A 15071-nucleotide genomic window follows, 5' to 3' on the forward strand; every position below is an offset into this window, starting at 1 on the left:
GCTCCGCGGCTTCGCGGCCGCGTCGGGAGGGGCTCGGGGGCGCGGCGTTTCGGCTGTATCGCCCGAGTGAATGTCCGTATTGTCCGACGGGTGACCGATCCCGTGCCGCCGCGCCAGACCCCCGACCAGCCCTGGCGCTCCGAGGGCGCTCCACCCCCGCCGTCTCCCCGCCGCAAGATGCCCGGTGGCTGGACGGGCCTCGTGCTCACCGCCCTCGCGGTGTTCCTGATCACCGACCTGCTGCTGTCCTTCTTCGGCAGCGCCGGCGCGACCACGATCTCCTACACCGAGTTCAACAACCAGCTGAACAACGGCAACGTCACCAAGATCTACTCCAAGGGCGACTCCATCGAGGGCACCCTCAAGAGCGCGGCGCCCAAGCCGGACGGAGGCAAGGGCGACTACACGGAGTTCGACACCCAGCGCCCGTCCTTCGCCGGCGACAGCCTCTGGACCACCCTCCAGCAACAGGGCGTCGAGGTCACCGCCAAGCCGGTGGTCCAGCAGCGCAGCTTCCTCGCCAACCTGCTGATCTCGCTCGCCCCGATGCTGCTGCTGGTCCTGATCTGGGTGCTGCTCGCCCGCCGGATGGCCGGTGGCACGGGCGCCGGCGCGCTCGGCCGCAAGGCCCCGCCCAAGCCGATCACCGCCGAGCCGGGCAAGCGCACCACCTTCGCCGACGTGGCCGGCATCGACGAGGTCGAGGCCGAACTCGCCGAGGTGGTCGACTTCCTGAAGAACCCGCAGCAGTACCGCAGGCTCGGTGCCAAGATGCCGCGCGGTGTGCTGCTCGCCGGCCCGCCCGGCACCGGGAAGACCCTGCTCGCCCGGGCCGTCGCCGGCGAGGCCGACGTGCCGTTCTTCTCCGCCTCCGCCTCGGAGTTCATCGAGATGATCGTCGGCGTCGGCGCCAGCAGGGTCCGGGAGCTGTTCGCGGAGGCCCGCAAGGTCGCCCCCGCGATCGTCTTCATCGACGAGATCGACACCATCGGCCGCCAGCGCGGTGGCGGCGGCGGGATGGGCGGCCACGACGAGCGCGAGCAGACGCTCAACCAGATCCTCACCGAGATGGACGGCTTCACCGGTTCCGAGGGCGTCATCGTCATCGCCGCCACCAACCGCGCGGACGTGCTGGACCCGGCCCTGCTGCGGCCCGGCCGGTTCGACCGGCGGATCACCGTCAGCCCGCCGGACCGCGACGGCCGCGCGGCCATCCTGCGCATCCACACCCGGACCGTCCCGCTCGCCGGGGACACCGATCTCCACCAGCTGGCCAAGGTCACCCCCGGGATGACCGGCGCCGAGCTGGCCAACCTGGTCAACGAGGCCGCCCTGCTGGCCGTCAAGCGCAAGCAGGACGCGGTGAACGAGCGCGACCTCTCCGACGCGCTGGAGAAGGTCCAGCTGGGCGCCGTCCGGCCGCTGGTCATGCCGCAGGCCGAGCGGGAGCGCACGGCGTACCACGAGAGCGGCCACGCCCTGCTCGGCATGCTCCAGCCGGGCGCCGACCCGGTCCGCAAGATCACCATCGTGCCGCGCGGCCGCGCCCTCGGCGTCACCCTGTCCACCCCCGAGACCGACCGCTACTCGTACACCGAGCCCTACCTGCGCGGCCGGATCATCGGCGCACTCGGCGGGATGGCCGCCGAACAGGTGGTCTACGGCGTGATCACCACCGGTGCGGAGAGCGACCTGGAGCAGGTCACCAACATCGCCCGCGGGATGGCCGGCCGCTGGGGCATGAGCGAGCGGGTCGGCCGGCTCACCGCCGTCCCCTCCGACCCGCAGGGCGCGTACGGGCTCTCCGCCGCGCCGACCACGCTGGACGCGGTCGACGAGGAGGCCCGGCGGATCGTCGCCGAGTGCTACGAGGAGGCGGTGCGGCTGCTGACCGAGCAGCGGGCCCGGCTGGACGCGCTGGCGGCGGCGCTGCTGGACGGCGAGACGCTGGACGAGGAGGCGGCCTACCGGGCCGCCGGGGTGCCCCGGAAGGCGCTCGACCAGGCGTGATCCGGCCGAACGGGGGCGTCCGCGACGACTGCGGGCGCCCCCGCCGGGTGTCTTCGGCCCGCCGGGGGCCGCCGGGCCGTCCGGGTGCCGGGATCATGCCGTGACCGGGACCGGGCGGTGGCCGGGACCGTCCCGGTCACCGGGGCTGATCGGCGACCAGGTACCGGAAGACGTTCTCCATCCGGACGGAGCCGTCCGGGCGCAGGTACGGATGCAGTGCCTCCTCCAGCTCCTTCGCCACCAGCGACAGCCCGGAGAACTCCGCCGCCGCGTCGTACAGGCCGGTGGAGAGCAGCCCGCGCACCGCGCTGTCCAGGTCCGGATAGGCGAACGGGCAGCTCACCCGGCCACTGCCGGCCGGGCGCAGGCGGGCCGGTGCGAGCAGGTCCTCCAGGGCGCCGGGCGTGCTCAGCCCGAACGGGTCGCGCGCGGTGGTGCGCCCGGCCATCCGCCGGGCCACGTCCAGGACGGACGCGCTCTCGCAGCGCTCCGGCGGGCCCCAGGCGGCCAGCACCACGTGCCCGCCCCGAAGCGTCAGCCGGGCCGCCTCGGCCACCACGCGCTGCGGATCGCAGGCCCCCGGCAACTGCTCGAAAACGGTGACCAGCGAATAGGCCGAGCGGGGGACGTCCGCCGCCGGCCGGGCACCCGCGCCCACCTGCAGCCGACGGTCCCTCGCCAGCTCGCGCAGCTCGTCGTGCGGCTCCAGGCCGGCGACCTGGGCGCCCCGCCCGGCGGCCAGCAGCAGTGCCAGGCCGGAGCGGCAGCCCATGCCCAGCACGCTGGTCGCCGGGCCGACCTCCAGCCGGTCGTAGACCGCCTCGTAGAGCGGTACCAGCATGCGTTCCTGGATCTCCGCCCAGTCGCGCGCCCGCGCGGGCCACGCGTTCGCGGACTGCCGGTCGTGCGGTTGTGCGCCTGCGGGTCGTACGGTCGTGCCGGTCGTTCGAGCTGAAGCCATCGCGGCCTCCCATCCGGTCCTTCGGTGTGCTGCTACGGCTCCCCCAAAGTCCCGCCCCACTCCAGCGAACAGCGGCTCGGGCGCGGCGTCCAGAGGGGTGCAGGGTGGTGCGCGCGTGTCGCGGTCGTGCGCCCCCTGGCGGAGCCGGGGCGCCCCGCGGCCGCCGCGACGGCCGGGCGCCGTCGCGGCCCGGGCGGGACAGGGACGGCTTGCGGGCGAACGGGTTCCGCGGAACGGATTCGAAGTCAGGCCCCTTGGCCCCGTACCATTCGCCCCATGGCAAAGGCACCCGTTCTCACCCCCCAGGCGGACGACTTCCCGCGCTGGTACCAGGACCTCATCAACAAGGCCGAACTGGCCGACAACGGTCCGGTGCGCGGCACCATGGTCATCCGACCGTACGGCTACGGCCTGTGGGAGCGGATGCAGCAGGAGATGGACGCCCGCATCAAGAAGGCAGGCGCGCAGAACGCCTACTTCCCGATGTTCATCCCGCAGTCGTACCTGACCAAGGAAGCGGAGCACGTCGAGGGCTTCGCCCCCGAGCTCGCCGTCGTCACCCACGGTGGCGGCAAGCAGCTGGACGAGCCCGTCGTCGTCCGGCCCACCTCCGAGACCATCATCAACGAGTACTTCTCGAAGTGGGTGCAGAGCCACCGCGACCTGCCCCTGCTGATCAACCAGTGGGCCAACGTGGTCCGCTGGGAGCTGCGCCCGCGGGTGTTCCTGCGCACCACCGAGTTCCTCTGGCAGGAGGGCCACACCGCCCACGCCACGTACGAGGACGCCCGCGAGTACGCCTCGATGATCCACACCCAGGTCTACGGCGACTTCATGACCAACGTGCTCGGCATCGACGTCGTGCTCGGCCGCAAGACCGCCAAGGAGCGCTTCGCCGGCGCGATCAACACCCTCACCCTCGAGGGCATGATGGGCGACGGCAAGGCGCTGCAGATGGGCACCAGCCACGAGCTGGGCCAGAACTTCGCCAAGGCGTTCAACACCACCTACCAGCTCCAGGGTGCCGAGCGCGAGTACGTCTGGCAGACCTCCTGGGGCGTCTCGACCCGCATGGTCGGCGGCCTGATCATGTCCCACGGCGACGACAACGGCCTGCGGGTGCCCCCGCGCCTGGCCGCCGTCCAGGCCGTCGTCCTCGCCATCAAGGGCGACGACGCGGTCATCGCCAAGGTGCGCGAGATCGGCGCCCGGCTGGAGGCCGTCGGCATCCGGGTGGTCGTCGACGACCGCACCGACACCCCGTTCGGCCGCCGCGCCGTGGACTGGGAGCTCAAGGGCGTGCCGCTGCGCATCGAGGTCGGCCCGCGCGACCTGGAGAACGGCACCGCGATGCTGGCCCGCCGGATCCCCGGCGGCAAGGAGCCGGTCTCGATCGACGCGCTGGCCGAGCTGCTCCCGGATGTCCTGGAGGAGGACCAGGCGCTGCTGCTGCGCCAGTCCCGCGAGCGCCGCGAGGCCCGCACGGTCGACGTGACCAACCTCGACGAGGCCGTCGAGGCCGCCGCCACCGGCTGGGGCCGGATCTCCTGGGCCGAGCTGGGCCCGGAGGGCGAGGCCAAGCTGGCCGAGCAGGGCGTCTCGGTGCGCTGCATCGTCGCCGCCGACGGCTCGGTGCCGCAGACGGACGACCAGGACGGCAACATCGCGATCGTCGCGCGCGCCTACTGACCGGCGCGTGCATCCGCCGGTGCGCCGACAGTGGCGCGCCGGCGGCGGCGCACGGAGGGATGTCCGGCACGGCGGACACCTCGGCGGATGCCGGTGGTCGTCGGTGTCGGAAACCGACAGGTACTGGCGATTGCTGGCGATTACTGGCGGCCGGCGGCAATGATCCGGCAGCTGCCCGACAACCGTCGGACATCCGTCGGACATCCGGCCGACAACCGTCGTCGGGAATTACGGCGGTAACCGTCCGGGGTCCGTCTCACCAGTCGACATCCCTACTGGCCGGTCAACTGCCGGTATTAACGGAATAGCGGTACGGTGTACGGCCCGTGGCCCTGTCAACTCGACAGGACCGCGGGCCGTACGTCCTGGGGGCGACAGCCCGTCCCCCGGACGGAAATGACGAGGCCCGCCGAGCTGCGACGGGCCCAAACCGGCAGGGGGTTGGTCTTGCGTCAGATCCGGAACGCGCATTTCGCGCGGGCTCGTACATTCCTGAGAGTTTCCTGGGAATTCCAGGCGAACGGGAACACGCGGAACATCGGCTCGCACTCCGTCGTTGGTCTAGCGTGAGCACGACACAGCCCCTCGTTCTCGCGGCCGAACTGGCCGCCGCCTGGAGTGACATCCAGGCCTTCCATCAGGATCTCCCCGACCTCGCCTCGCCCGAGGCGTTGATCGGCGAATCCTCCTCGGCCTGTGGCACGCGGCTCGGTTTCGAGCGGCTCCTCCACGAGGCTGCCCACGGTCTGGCCGCGGCCCGGGACATCCGGGACACCTCGCGGGCCGGCCGCTACCACAACCGGCGCTTCCTGCTCCTGGCCTCCGAGCTGGGCCTGGCGCACCCGGTGGAGCCGCATGCGAGCAGCGGCTTCTCCCAGGTGACCATGCTCAAGGAGACCCAGGAGCGGTACGCCGAGACCATCGAACGCCTGGACCGCGCCCTCGGCGCCCACCAGGAGGCGGTGGCCGGCGACGGTGTGTCGCGCGCCTTCCGCGGCCCGGCCGCCCGGCACGGTTCCTCCGGGGGCGGCGTCCGGGTCAAGGCGGTCTGCGGGTGCGGGCGGAACGTCCGGGTCGTGCCGTCGGTGCTCGCGCAGGCGTCCATCGTCTGCGGTGCCTGCCAGCAGCCGTTCAAGATCGCGTAGCGTGGGGAGCCGGCCGGCGACTGTGCGGGCAGTGCGTCCGGCCGGAGCGATCGACGGCCTTGGTCGGCGGGGCTGATCGGTACGACCGATCGGCAGCCCTGATCGACATCTTCGATGTGTTGGGCTGACCGGGAGCGGGGGCTCCCGGTCGGACCGGTTCCCTCCGGGTCGGACCGGGTCCTTCCGGAGCTTGTCCTTCGAGAGCTCGGGGTGCTCCGGGTGCCCCGGCCCGTCGGGCGCTCCGGGCTTTTCGGGTGCTCCGGGTGCCCTGGCCTGTCGGGCGCTCCGGGCTTTTCGGGTGCTCCGGGCTGTCCGATGCGCGGTCGGCCGGGGGTGGGCCGCGCAGGTGGCGTCAAGGCGGTTCGCGCCGGTATGGCAGAATGGACAGCTGAGTACTCGGCAGCCGAGCAGGACCCCTCTCTCCTACGGCTGGCGTGTCCCTTGAACGGCCAGCCTCGCAACCCCACGCGACGGTGCGGCCGCTCACCCACGTCAACACCAGGAGAATCCACTCCCGTGGCAGTCAAGATCAAGCTCAAGCGTCTCGGCAAGATTCGCTCCCCGCACTACCGCATCGTCGTCGCCGACGCCCGCACCAAGCGTGACGGTCGCGCGATCGAGGAGATCGGCATCTACCAGCCGACCTACAACCCCTCGAAGATCGAGGTCGACGGCGAGCGCGCCCAGTACTGGCTGTCCGTCGGCGCCCAGCCGACCGAGCCCGTGCTGGCCATCCTCAAGCTGACCGGCGACTGGCAGAAGTTCAAGGGCCTGCCGGCCCCGGCGCCCCTGCTGGTCGCCGAGCCCAAGGTCGAGGACTTCTCGCACCTGTTCGCGAAGGCCGTCGCCGGCTTCGAGGACGCCACCACCGGTGTTGCCATCACCCCGAAGGCCAAGAAGTCGGACAAGGCCGAGGCTGACGCCGACGCCGCCGCCGAGGCCTGATCGTGATCGAGGACGCCCTCGACCACCTGGTGAAGGGCATCGTCGAGCACCCCGACGAGGTGCAGGTGCGTTCGCGCAACCTGCGTCGGGGTAACACCATCGAGGTGCGTGTGCACCCCGATGACCTCGGCAAGGTGATCGGCCGGGGCGGCCGCACGGCGCGCGCACTGCGCACCGTGGTCGGCGCCCTCGGCGGTCGCAACGTCCGGGTCGACCTGGTCGACGTGGACAGCATTCGCTGACGCTGCTGCTCGTTCAGCCGTCAGGCTTGAGGCCGGCCGGGACGCATGTCGTCCCGGCCGGCCTTTCGCTGTTCCGGTCCGCCTTCTCGGCCCTGCTGCCGAGCATCAGCACCCAGTACCCAGCAACCAGCACCCATCCAGGAGAACGATCACCGTGCAGCTCGTCGTCGGCAAGATCGGCCGCGCCCACGGCATCAGGGGGGACGTCAGCGTCGAGGTCCGCACCGACGAGCCGGAGCTCCGGCTCGGCCCCGGTGCCGTCCTGCTCACCGACCCCGCGTCGGCCGGACCGCTGACCGTCGAGTCCGGCAAGGTGCACAGCGGTCGGCTGCTGCTGCGTTTCGCCGGCGTCAAGGACCGCAACGACGCGGAGGCGCTGCGCGGCACGATCCTGATCGCCGAGGTCGACCCGGAGGAGAGCCCCGAGGACCCGGAGGAGTACTACGACCACCAGCTGATCGGCCTGGACGTGGTCCTGCTCGACGGCACCCCGGTCGGTGAGCTCACCGAGGTCGTCCACCTCCCGTACCAGGACCTGCTCACGGTGGAGAAGCCCGACGGGACGGAGGTGCTGGTGCCGTTCGTCACCCGCATCGTGCCGACCATCGACCTGGAGAACCAGCGCGTCGTGATCGACCCGCCGGGCGGCCTGATCGACCCCGAGCAGGCCGAGATCGTGCGCGGCGAGTCGGATGCTTCGGATGAGTCGGGCGAGGCGGACGAGTCGGGCTCGTCGACGGAGCCGGAGGAGTCGGAGTGACCGCCGAGGAGCTGTCTCCGCAGGAGTCGCCCGTCGTGCAGGAGCGGTCCGTGCTGCAGGAGCGGTCCGCCGTACAGCAGCCCGTGGTGCAGGGGCGCTCCGCGGAGCACGGTGTCCAGGACGGGATGCGGATCGACGTCGTCACGATCTTCCCCGAGTACCTGGAGCCGCTGAACATCTCCCTGGTCGGCAAGGCCCGCGCCCGCGGCCAGCTCGACGTGCACGTCCACGACCTGCGTGAGTGGACGTACGACATCCACCGGACGGTGGACGACAGCCCGTACGGCGGCGGACCCGGCATGGTGATGAAGCCCGAGCCGTGGGGCGAGGCGCTGGACGGCGTGCTGAGCCGGGGCCCCGAGGGGGAGGTGCCCACGCTGGTGGTGCCCACCCCGAGCGGGCGCCCGTTCACCCAGGAGCTCGCCCAGGAGCTCGCCGGGCGTCCGTGGCTCACCTTCACCCCCGCCCGGTACGAGGGCATCGACCGGCGGGTGATCGAGGAGGCGGCCACCCGGATGCCGGTGGTCGAGGTGTCGATCGGCGACTACGTCCTGGCCGGCGGCGAGGTCGCCGTCCTGGTGATGGTCGAGGCGATCGCCCGGCTGCTGCCCGGGGTGCTCGGCAACGCCGAGTCCCACCGGGACGACTCCTTCGCGCCCGGTGCCATGGCCGACCTGCTGGAGGGCCCGGTCTACACCAAGCCCGCCGAGTGGCGTGGCCGGAGCGTCCCGGACGTGCTGCTCAGCGGCAACCACGGTCGGATCGCCCGCTGGCGGCGCGAGCAGGCCTTCGCCCGGACCCTGGCGAACCGGCCCGATCTGGTCGAGCGCTGGCAGTACGGCAGCTTCGACAAGAAGGAGCGCGAGGCGCTGAGCATTCTCGGCCTGGCCTGGGACGAGCGGCTCGGCCGATTTCGGTCTCTGGTCGATGGTGTGGAAGAATAGGTCGCTGCTGTCTGTCGCTGGGCCCCTCTCGTAGGGGTCACGTGGTCCGGTGCCCCCGCCACGGGGGGATCATCGCCAACCGATGCGGCCCGCAGCGAACCCCATTGTGACGACTTCCGTGGGCGGCCCGTGGCGCCTGCGATGGAGAGCAACATGAGCAACAAGCTCGCTGCTGTCGACGCGGCCTCGCTGCGTAGCGACATTCCGGCCTTCCGCGCCGGTGACACCCTGAAGGTCCACGTCCGGGTCATCGAGGGCAACCGCTCTCGTGTCCAGGTCTTCCAGGGCGTCGTCATCCGCCGCCACGGCGCCGGTGTCGGCGAGACCTTCACCGTTCGCAAGGTCAGCTTCAACGTCGGCGTGGAGCGCACCTTCCCGGTGCACACCCCGGTCGTCGAGAAGATCGAGGTCGTGACCCGCGGTGCGGTTCGCCGCGCCAAGCTGTACTACCTGCGTGACCTCCGCGGCAAGGCCGCGAAGATCAAGGAGAAGCGCGACCGCTGATCCACCGGCTCCCGGTACTGCCGGGGGATCGGAGCGCTCTAGGGGGCGCGGCTGCCGCACGGTAAGCTCAGCCCCCGATGAGCACGCACGAACCATCCGCGGACCGCGACGGCTGTCCCGCACCCACCGGTGCGGACTCGCCGTCGCGGTCCGCGGTCGTTTCCGCGGCCGCGCCCGTTGCGGAACCGGTGGGTGAGCCGGGCACCCGGTCGGCCGCCGAGGCGCCCGGGGGAACGGCCCGGGGGGCCGCGCACGATGAGGGCGACGACTCAGTGGAGGAGTCCGGGGCATCGCCTCGTTCGCGTTCGCGTGAGCTCCTTCTGCTGGTGGGTGTCTGCCTGCTCGCCCTGCTCCTGGTGAACGCCTTCGTGGCACGGCCCTTCGCGGTGCCGTCGGGGTCGATGGAGAACAGCCTGCGCCCGGGCGACCGCCTGATCGCGAACCAGCTGGCCTACTCCTTCGGGGGGCATCCGCGGCGCGGCGATGTCGTGGTCTTCGACGGGACGGGCTCCTTTCGGCGTGGACCGGCCGAGCCGGCCGGATTCTCGGGGGCGCTGCGCTCGCTCGGCCGGGACCTCGGACTGGCACCGGCCGGCGACTCGGTCTACGTCAAGCGCGTCATCGGCGTCGGCGGGGACCGGGTGACCAGCACCGGACCGGGCGGGCGGATCACCGTCAACGGTGTGCCGATCGACGAGTCCTCCTACCTCGCGCCGGGGGACGAGCCGTCGAACGTGGCCTTCGACGTGGTGGTGCCGGCCGGCAAGCTCTGGGTCATGGGCGACCACCGCAGCGCCTCCCGTGACTCGCGGGACCACCTGGGTGAGCCCGGTGGCGGCTTCGTGCCCGAGAACAAGGTGATCGGACGGGCGGAGTGGGTGGTCTACCCGGTCGGCCATTGGGCCGGCCTGGACCGGTCGGCGGCCTTCGCCGCAGTAGGGGGGACCGGTGGCCATGGGGACCAGAGGTAGGGGCCGACTGGTCGACCGACCGGCGGCCGGGCCCTTGGAGGAACCGGCGGGAGCAACCGTGCCGGAGGCCTCGGCGCCCGCACGCGGTCGGGCCGACCGCCGTCGCACCGCCCGCCGGGCCGCCCGCCGCCGCAAGCGCTCCCTCCTGCACGAGATTCCGCTGATCGTCCTGGTGGCGCTGTTGGTGGCACTGGTGATGAAGACCTTCATGGTGCAGGTCTTCGTCATTCCATCCGGTTCGATGGAGCAGACCATCCAGATCGGTGACCGGGTGCTGGTGGACAAGCTCACCCCCTGGTTCGGCGCCGAACCGGAGCGCGGCGACGTGGTGGTCTTCAAGGACCCGGGTGGTTGGCTGGAGGCCGACCACAAGCCGTCCACGGACGGTCCGGTGCTTCGTGGGACCAAGCAAGTCCTCACCTTCGTCGGGCTGCTGCCGTCCGACAGCGAGCAGGATCTGATCAAGCGGGTGATCGGTGTCGGCGGGGACACCGTTGAGTGCTGCGACGAGCAGGGCCGTCTGAGCGTCAACGGCACGGCGGTGGACGAGCCTTACCTGGCACCGGGCAACCCGCCGTCCCGCCAGCCCTTCAAGGTGAAGGTGCCGCAGGGGCGGCTCTGGGTCATGGGTGACCACCGGGACGTGTCCGCCGACTCCCGCTTCCACATGGGGAATCCGGGCCAGGGCACCATCCCGCTGAGTGGTGTGGTGGGTCGGGCGTTCGTCATCGCCTGGCCGGTCGGCCGGGTTCATCAACTTGATGCGCCGGGTTCACTCTCCTCGCTGGCGCGGGCCCGGAATGCCCCTGGAACTGGGCCGGACTCGATGGGTGTTGGGCCGCTTCCGGAGGAACCTCCGCTCGTTATGGGTGTGTTGGGCATCCTTCCGCTCGTCGGCCGACGGTCGGGGCGGCCCCCGGAGTAGGCCCGGCCGACCGCCGGGCGGCCGGGTAGCGCGCGTGGGAGCGCGAGCCGGATGCCTGGGAGTGATAGAGAAGTGCTGGTGCGGCCGGTACGCGACAACGGCCGCGTCCGGAGACCGTGCCGGTGTCAGGTGTCCCCCAGGAGGGCGGCCCTGGGGCCGTGGCACGGTCGATGGTGGAGGTAGTGCCCGCTGTGCGGCACTGTGAGCGCGGACGCGCAGGCGTCCGCACAGCTGGGAGGAGACGTTGTGGGGGATTTGGTGATCGGTGCCCGCTCAGGCGCCGGAGAGCCCGAGGGCTCTGGTCATCGGGCGGAACGGTCCACGGAGTCCGCAGTGTCTTCGAGTTCCGCGGAGGATGCGGCGGCCCAGTCCGCCGATGAGCAGGGCAGTGGTGCGGACGACGCCTCTGACGCCTTTCGCGACGAGGTGAGCTCCGAGGGCGAGTCGGACGAGAAGGCCACCGGCAAGGAGCACAAGCCGCGCTCGTTCTGGAAAGAGCTGCCGATTCTGATCGGTATCGCGCTGGTCCTGGCTCTGGTGATCAAGACTTTCTTCGTCCAGGCGTTCTCCATTCCGTCGGAGTCGATGCAGAACACGCTTCAGGTCGGCGACCGCGTCCTCGTGGACAAGTTGACCCCGTGGTTCGGGGCCGAGCCCGAGCGTGGCGAGGTCGTGGTGTTCCACGACCCGGGCGGTTGGCTGGCGGACGAGCCGACCAAGCAGAGCAGCAACTCCTTCGTCCGGGGTGTTCAGGACGTGCTCAGCTTCGTCGGTCTGATGCCCTCCGAGAACGAGAAGGACCTGATCAAGCGGGTCATCGCGGTCGGCGGGGACACCGTCGAGTGCGAGGGCGAGGGGCCGGTCAAGGTCAACGGGATCGCTCTCGACGAGCCCTACGTCTACCCCGGCAACACCCCTTGCGGGACGAAGCCCTTCGGCCCGGTGAAGGTGCCGGACGGCCGGATCTGGGTGATGGGTGACCATCGCGCGGACTCGCTGGACTCCCGGTTCCACATGGACCAGCCGGGTGGGGGCACCGTCCCCGTGGACGACGTCATCGGCCGAGCCTTCGTGGTGGCGTGGCCGATCAACCACTGGTCGACGCTGCCGGTGCCGGCGACCTTCGACCAGAAGGGGCTGGCGGCGGCCGTGCCGTTCGTGCCGCCGGCGGCCGGGGCGGTCGGCGCTGTCGGCCTGCTTCCGCTGGTTCGCCGCTTGCGGGACCGGTCGGAGCGCGAGACGCAGGCCTGACCACCACCGGGTCGCCCCCGGGTCTTGCGCGGGCCGTGGTACCGACGAGTAATCTGCTCGGACGTGCCACGGCCCGCCGGGTTTTCCGCCTGTGGCCCCGGCGTGCCATGAGCGGTTCCGGGTCGGGCAGGGGTGGATGGTTTCGATGAGCAGTGTCGTGACAGAGACGGCAGGCCGCCCGCCTGCGCCCGCGCGGCCGCGGCGGAAGGCCTCCGCCGTGCTGCAGGGCGTGTTGATCGGGCTCGGCCTGGCCCTGCTGATCGGTGGCTTCGTGGTCATGGCGCTGGACTACCGGCCGTACGGCATTCCGACGGGCTCGATGACCCCGACGCTCAAGGTCGGGGACACCGTCGTGGCCCGGCAGATCGACGGCAAGGCCGTCGGCCGGGGCGACGTCGTGGTCTTCCGCGACCAGGCCTGGGGCGGGCAGCTCATGGTCAAGCGGGTGGTCGCGGTCGGCGGCGACACCGTGGCGACCACCGGGGACGACCCCCGGCTGACCGTCAACGGCAAGCCGGTGGACGAACCGTACCTGGCGGCGCAGGGCGCGCAGGGGAGCGCGTTCAGCGTGGAGGTGCCTCCCGGCCGGCTCTTCCTGCTGGGGGACAACCGGCAGGGGTCGCTCGACTCCCGCCTCCACCTGGAGATCGACGGCGGCACCATCCCCGCCACCGAGGTCGAGGCCCGGGTGGAGGCCACCGTCCTGCCCTTCGGCCGGACGGGCCTGTTCGCTCGCACCACGGCCTTCGACGCACTCGGCGGGCCCAAGGCCGGCGGGTCGGGACCGTTGGAGCCGGCCTTCTACACCACCGTTGTAGGCGCGGCGCTGATCGTGGTGACCTGCGCGGTGGGTGGCGTGGCCGGCGCGGTCCGTCGGCTGGGGCGCCGCCGCGCCGCTTGACCGCTGCCGCTGCCTCGACGGGCTCAGCCGCAGCCCACGTCGCAGCCTCAGCGCGAGCCGAAGCCGACGCCGCCGCGACCGGCGCTGTCCGTGGCCCGATCGCTCTGCCGAACATCGCCCCGGACGGTCCTGCCGGGTGGCAGGATCGGGGGAGTCGGCCGGACGGACGAGGGAACGGGGGAGGGCGGCGATGACGGCCAAGCACCGCAAGGCTTCGCGGATCCTGCTGCTCGACGCGCGGGACCGCCTGCTCCTCTTCCGGGGTTCGGACCCGGCGGTGCCGGACGTCACCTGGTGGTTCACCCCCGGGGGAGGCCTGGAGCCGGGGGAGGGCATTCGCGAGGCCGCGGTGCGCGAGCTCGGCGAGGAGACCGGGCTTCGGGGAGTGGAGCTGGGGCCCGTGGTTGCGTACGGCACGGCTTCGTTCTCCTTTCGAGAGCAGCACTACGAGCAGGAACAGTGGTTCCACCTGGCCCGGACCGTGGAGACGGTGCTCGATCATTCGAGGATGGGCCAGGACGAACACGCTCAATTGCTCGCGGCGCGCTGGTGGACGGTCGAGGAACTGAGGGAGACCGCCGAAACGATCTATCCGGTCGGGCTGGCGGACTTCCTGGGGCGACTGTTGGCCGAGGGGCCGCCGGTCACGCCGGTAAGGCTCTGAGGGTGAGTGCGGTGGTCCACAATGGGTGGACGTGACAAGTTGAGGGGACGCCTGGATGAGTGCCGAAGATCTCGAGAAGTACGAGACCGAGATGGAGCTCAAGCTCTACCGGGAGTACCGGGACGTCGTCGGCCTGTTCAAGTACGTGATTGAAACCGAGCGACGCTTCTACCTCACCAACGACTACGAGCTGCAGGTGCACTCGGTCCAGGGGGAGGTCTTCTTCGAGGTGTCGATGGCGGATGCGTGGGTCTGGGACATGTACCGGCCGGCCCGGTTCGTCCGTAAGGTCCGGGTGCTGACCTTCAAGGACGTGAACATCGAGGAGCTCGCGAAGAGCGATCTGGAGCTGCCCTCGGACGACTCCGGGTTCGGGAACTGACGTTGGACCGCTCGGTCCTGCGGTGTCCAGGGGAATTTCGACTTTTCCTGGATTCTCACCCCTGCGGGTGACAGAAGTTATCCACAGGCCCGGGTTATCCACAGGAAATAGCAAGCCTCTGGCCCTGCCCCGGGCCGCACGGCAACCTCCGCGGCGGAGGTGGTCACCGTGCAGGACACCAAGCGCACCACGCGCAGGCAGAGCGAGACGGCGAAGGCCCGACCGGGTGGGCAGGCCCGGCGCAGGGCGGCACGGCCGCCGGATCAGCACCCGGCCGAGCTGCCCGGGATCGACGAGGGGCCGGTGCCGCCGCGCTCGGAGCGGGCCGCTCCCGAGCAGGCGCCGCCGGGGCGCGGCACGAACAACGGCCTCGGCCGCTACGGGGAGCGGGTCGCCGCCCGCCGGCTCGCCGAGAGCGGGCTCAGGATCCTGGACCGCAACTGGCGCTGCGTCGATGGCGAGCTGGACATCGTCGCCCTCGACGGCGACACCCTGGCGGTCTGTGAGGTGAAGACCCGCTCCGAGCGGGGTTTCCAGCAGCCGAGCGAGGCCATCGACCGGGCCAAGGCCGCCCGGCTCCAGCGGCTGGCGGAGCGCTGGGTGGCCGAGCGCTGGCCGGGCCACTTCGCCCGGCTGGCCGGCCCGGGGTACCAGCCCGCGCCGGCGGATCCGCAGTGGCCGCCCGTGCCGCCCGGCGGCGTTCGGATCGACCTCGTGGCCGTCATCAACCGGGCCAGGGGCGCCGCCTCGGTGGACCACCTGCGGGGGGTGGTCTGA

At 71.5% G+C, this 15071-nt stretch carries 16 protein-coding genes; 15 read left to right on the forward strand and 1 reads right to left on the reverse strand.

Going from position 1 to position 15071, the window contains the following annotated elements:
* Window positions 1–90 precede the first annotated feature (90 nt).
* On the forward strand, window positions 91–2010 hold the full coding sequence (gene ftsH / locus ACWDRR_RS29155) for an ATP-dependent zinc metalloprotease FtsH (RefSeq protein WP_449775229.1): 1920 nt from the start codon (window positions 91–93) through the stop codon (window positions 2008–2010).
* A 136-nt stretch (window positions 2011–2146) separates the two neighbouring features.
* Here the strand turns inward: ftsH and ACWDRR_RS29160 are convergent, their stop codons facing one another.
* Entirely contained in the window at window positions 2147–2971 is an 825-nt protein-coding gene (locus ACWDRR_RS29160) for a class I SAM-dependent methyltransferase (RefSeq protein ID WP_449775230.1), read from the reverse strand.
* Window positions 2972–3247: 276 nt separating this feature from the next.
* Here ACWDRR_RS29160 and proS point away from each other — a divergent pair, with 276 nt between their 5' ends.
* From proS to ACWDRR_RS29230, 14 genes are all read left to right on the forward strand, one after another.
* Window positions 3248–4660: a proline--tRNA ligase gene (gene proS, locus ACWDRR_RS29165; protein ID WP_449775231.1), complete on the forward strand. Its 1413-nt coding sequence runs from the start codon at window positions 3248–3250 to the stop codon at window positions 4658–4660.
* A gap of 566 nt (window positions 4661–5226) precedes the next feature.
* On the forward strand, window positions 5227–5805 hold the full coding sequence (locus tag ACWDRR_RS29170; RefSeq protein WP_329489769.1) for a hypothetical protein: 579 nt from the start codon (window positions 5227–5229) through the stop codon (window positions 5803–5805).
* Between the two features lie 516 nt (window positions 5806–6321).
* On the forward strand, window positions 6322–6750 hold the full coding sequence (gene rpsP, locus ACWDRR_RS29175) for a 30S ribosomal protein S16 (RefSeq protein ID WP_360641223.1): 429 nt from the start codon (window positions 6322–6324) through the stop codon (window positions 6748–6750).
* 2 nt (window positions 6751–6752) lie between these two features.
* Complete coding sequence (locus ACWDRR_RS29180) at window positions 6753–6992, forward strand: RNA-binding protein (protein ID WP_030306741.1); 240 nt, start codon at window positions 6753–6755, stop codon at window positions 6990–6992.
* A 154-nt stretch (window positions 6993–7146) separates the two neighbouring features.
* Window positions 7147–7752, forward strand: coding sequence for a ribosome maturation factor RimM (gene rimM, locus ACWDRR_RS29185; RefSeq protein WP_449775232.1), 606 nt, complete (start codon window positions 7147–7149; stop codon window positions 7750–7752).
* Window positions 7753–7877: 125 nt separating this feature from the next.
* The gene (gene trmD / locus ACWDRR_RS29190; RefSeq protein ID WP_449775259.1) at window positions 7878–8696 is read left to right on the forward strand and encodes a tRNA (guanosine(37)-N1)-methyltransferase TrmD; all 819 of its coding nucleotides are present in this window, start codon (window positions 7878–7880) and stop codon (window positions 8694–8696) included.
* Window positions 8697–8849: 153 nt separating this feature from the next.
* Window positions 8850–9200: a 50S ribosomal protein L19 gene (gene rplS, locus ACWDRR_RS29195; RefSeq protein WP_063347674.1), complete on the forward strand. Its 351-nt coding sequence runs from the start codon at window positions 8850–8852 to the stop codon at window positions 9198–9200.
* 188 nt (window positions 9201–9388) lie between these two features.
* Entirely contained in the window at window positions 9389–10171 is a 783-nt protein-coding gene (gene lepB / locus ACWDRR_RS29200; RefSeq protein WP_449775233.1) for a signal peptidase I, read from the forward strand.
* A gap of 58 nt (window positions 10172–10229) precedes the next feature.
* The gene (lepB, locus tag ACWDRR_RS29205; protein ID WP_449775234.1) at window positions 10230–11096 is read left to right on the forward strand and encodes a signal peptidase I; all 867 of its coding nucleotides are present in this window, start codon (window positions 10230–10232) and stop codon (window positions 11094–11096) included.
* A gap of 246 nt (window positions 11097–11342) precedes the next feature.
* The gene (gene lepB, locus ACWDRR_RS29210; protein ID WP_449775260.1) at window positions 11343–12347 is read left to right on the forward strand and encodes a signal peptidase I; all 1005 of its coding nucleotides are present in this window, start codon (window positions 11343–11345) and stop codon (window positions 12345–12347) included.
* Window positions 12348–12504: 157 nt separating this feature from the next.
* Window positions 12505–13248: a signal peptidase I gene (gene lepB / locus ACWDRR_RS29215; RefSeq protein WP_449775235.1), complete on the forward strand. Its 744-nt coding sequence runs from the start codon at window positions 12505–12507 to the stop codon at window positions 13246–13248.
* Between the two features lie 190 nt (window positions 13249–13438).
* Window positions 13439–13912, forward strand: a complete 474-nt coding sequence (locus ACWDRR_RS29220; protein ID WP_449775236.1) for an NUDIX domain-containing protein — start codon at window positions 13439–13441, stop codon at window positions 13910–13912.
* A gap of 55 nt (window positions 13913–13967) precedes the next feature.
* Complete coding sequence (locus ACWDRR_RS29225; RefSeq protein WP_148642766.1) at window positions 13968–14294, forward strand: DUF2469 domain-containing protein; 327 nt, start codon at window positions 13968–13970, stop codon at window positions 14292–14294.
* A 168-nt stretch (window positions 14295–14462) separates the two neighbouring features.
* A complete protein-coding gene (locus tag ACWDRR_RS29230) occupies window positions 14463–15071 on the forward strand; it encodes a YraN family protein (RefSeq protein WP_449775237.1) in 609 nt (202 codons plus the stop codon).

The sequence above is a fragment of the Kitasatospora sp. NPDC003701 genome, from assembly GCF_053587085.1.

Bases quoted from the DNA above. Each gene is read 5' to 3' on its own strand.
- ACWDRR_RS29160 (WP_449775230.1), bottom strand. From the start codon at position 2,971: ATGGCTTCAGCTCGAACGACCGGCACGACCGTACGACCCGCAGGCGCA.
- proS (WP_449775231.1), top strand. From the start codon at position 3,248: ATGGCAAAGGCACCCGTTCTCACCCCCCAGGCGGACGACTTCCCGCGC.
- trmD (WP_449775259.1), top strand. From the start codon at position 7,878: ATGCGGATCGACGTCGTCACGATCTTCCCCGAGTACCTGGAGCCGCTG.
- rplS (WP_063347674.1), top strand. From the start codon at position 8,850: ATGAGCAACAAGCTCGCTGCTGTCGACGCGGCCTCGCTGCGTAGCGAC.
- ACWDRR_RS29220 (WP_449775236.1), top strand. From the start codon at position 13,439: ATGACGGCCAAGCACCGCAAGGCTTCGCGGATCCTGCTGCTCGACGCG.
- ACWDRR_RS29225 (WP_148642766.1), top strand. From the start codon at position 13,968: ATGAGTGCCGAAGATCTCGAGAAGTACGAGACCGAGATGGAGCTCAAG.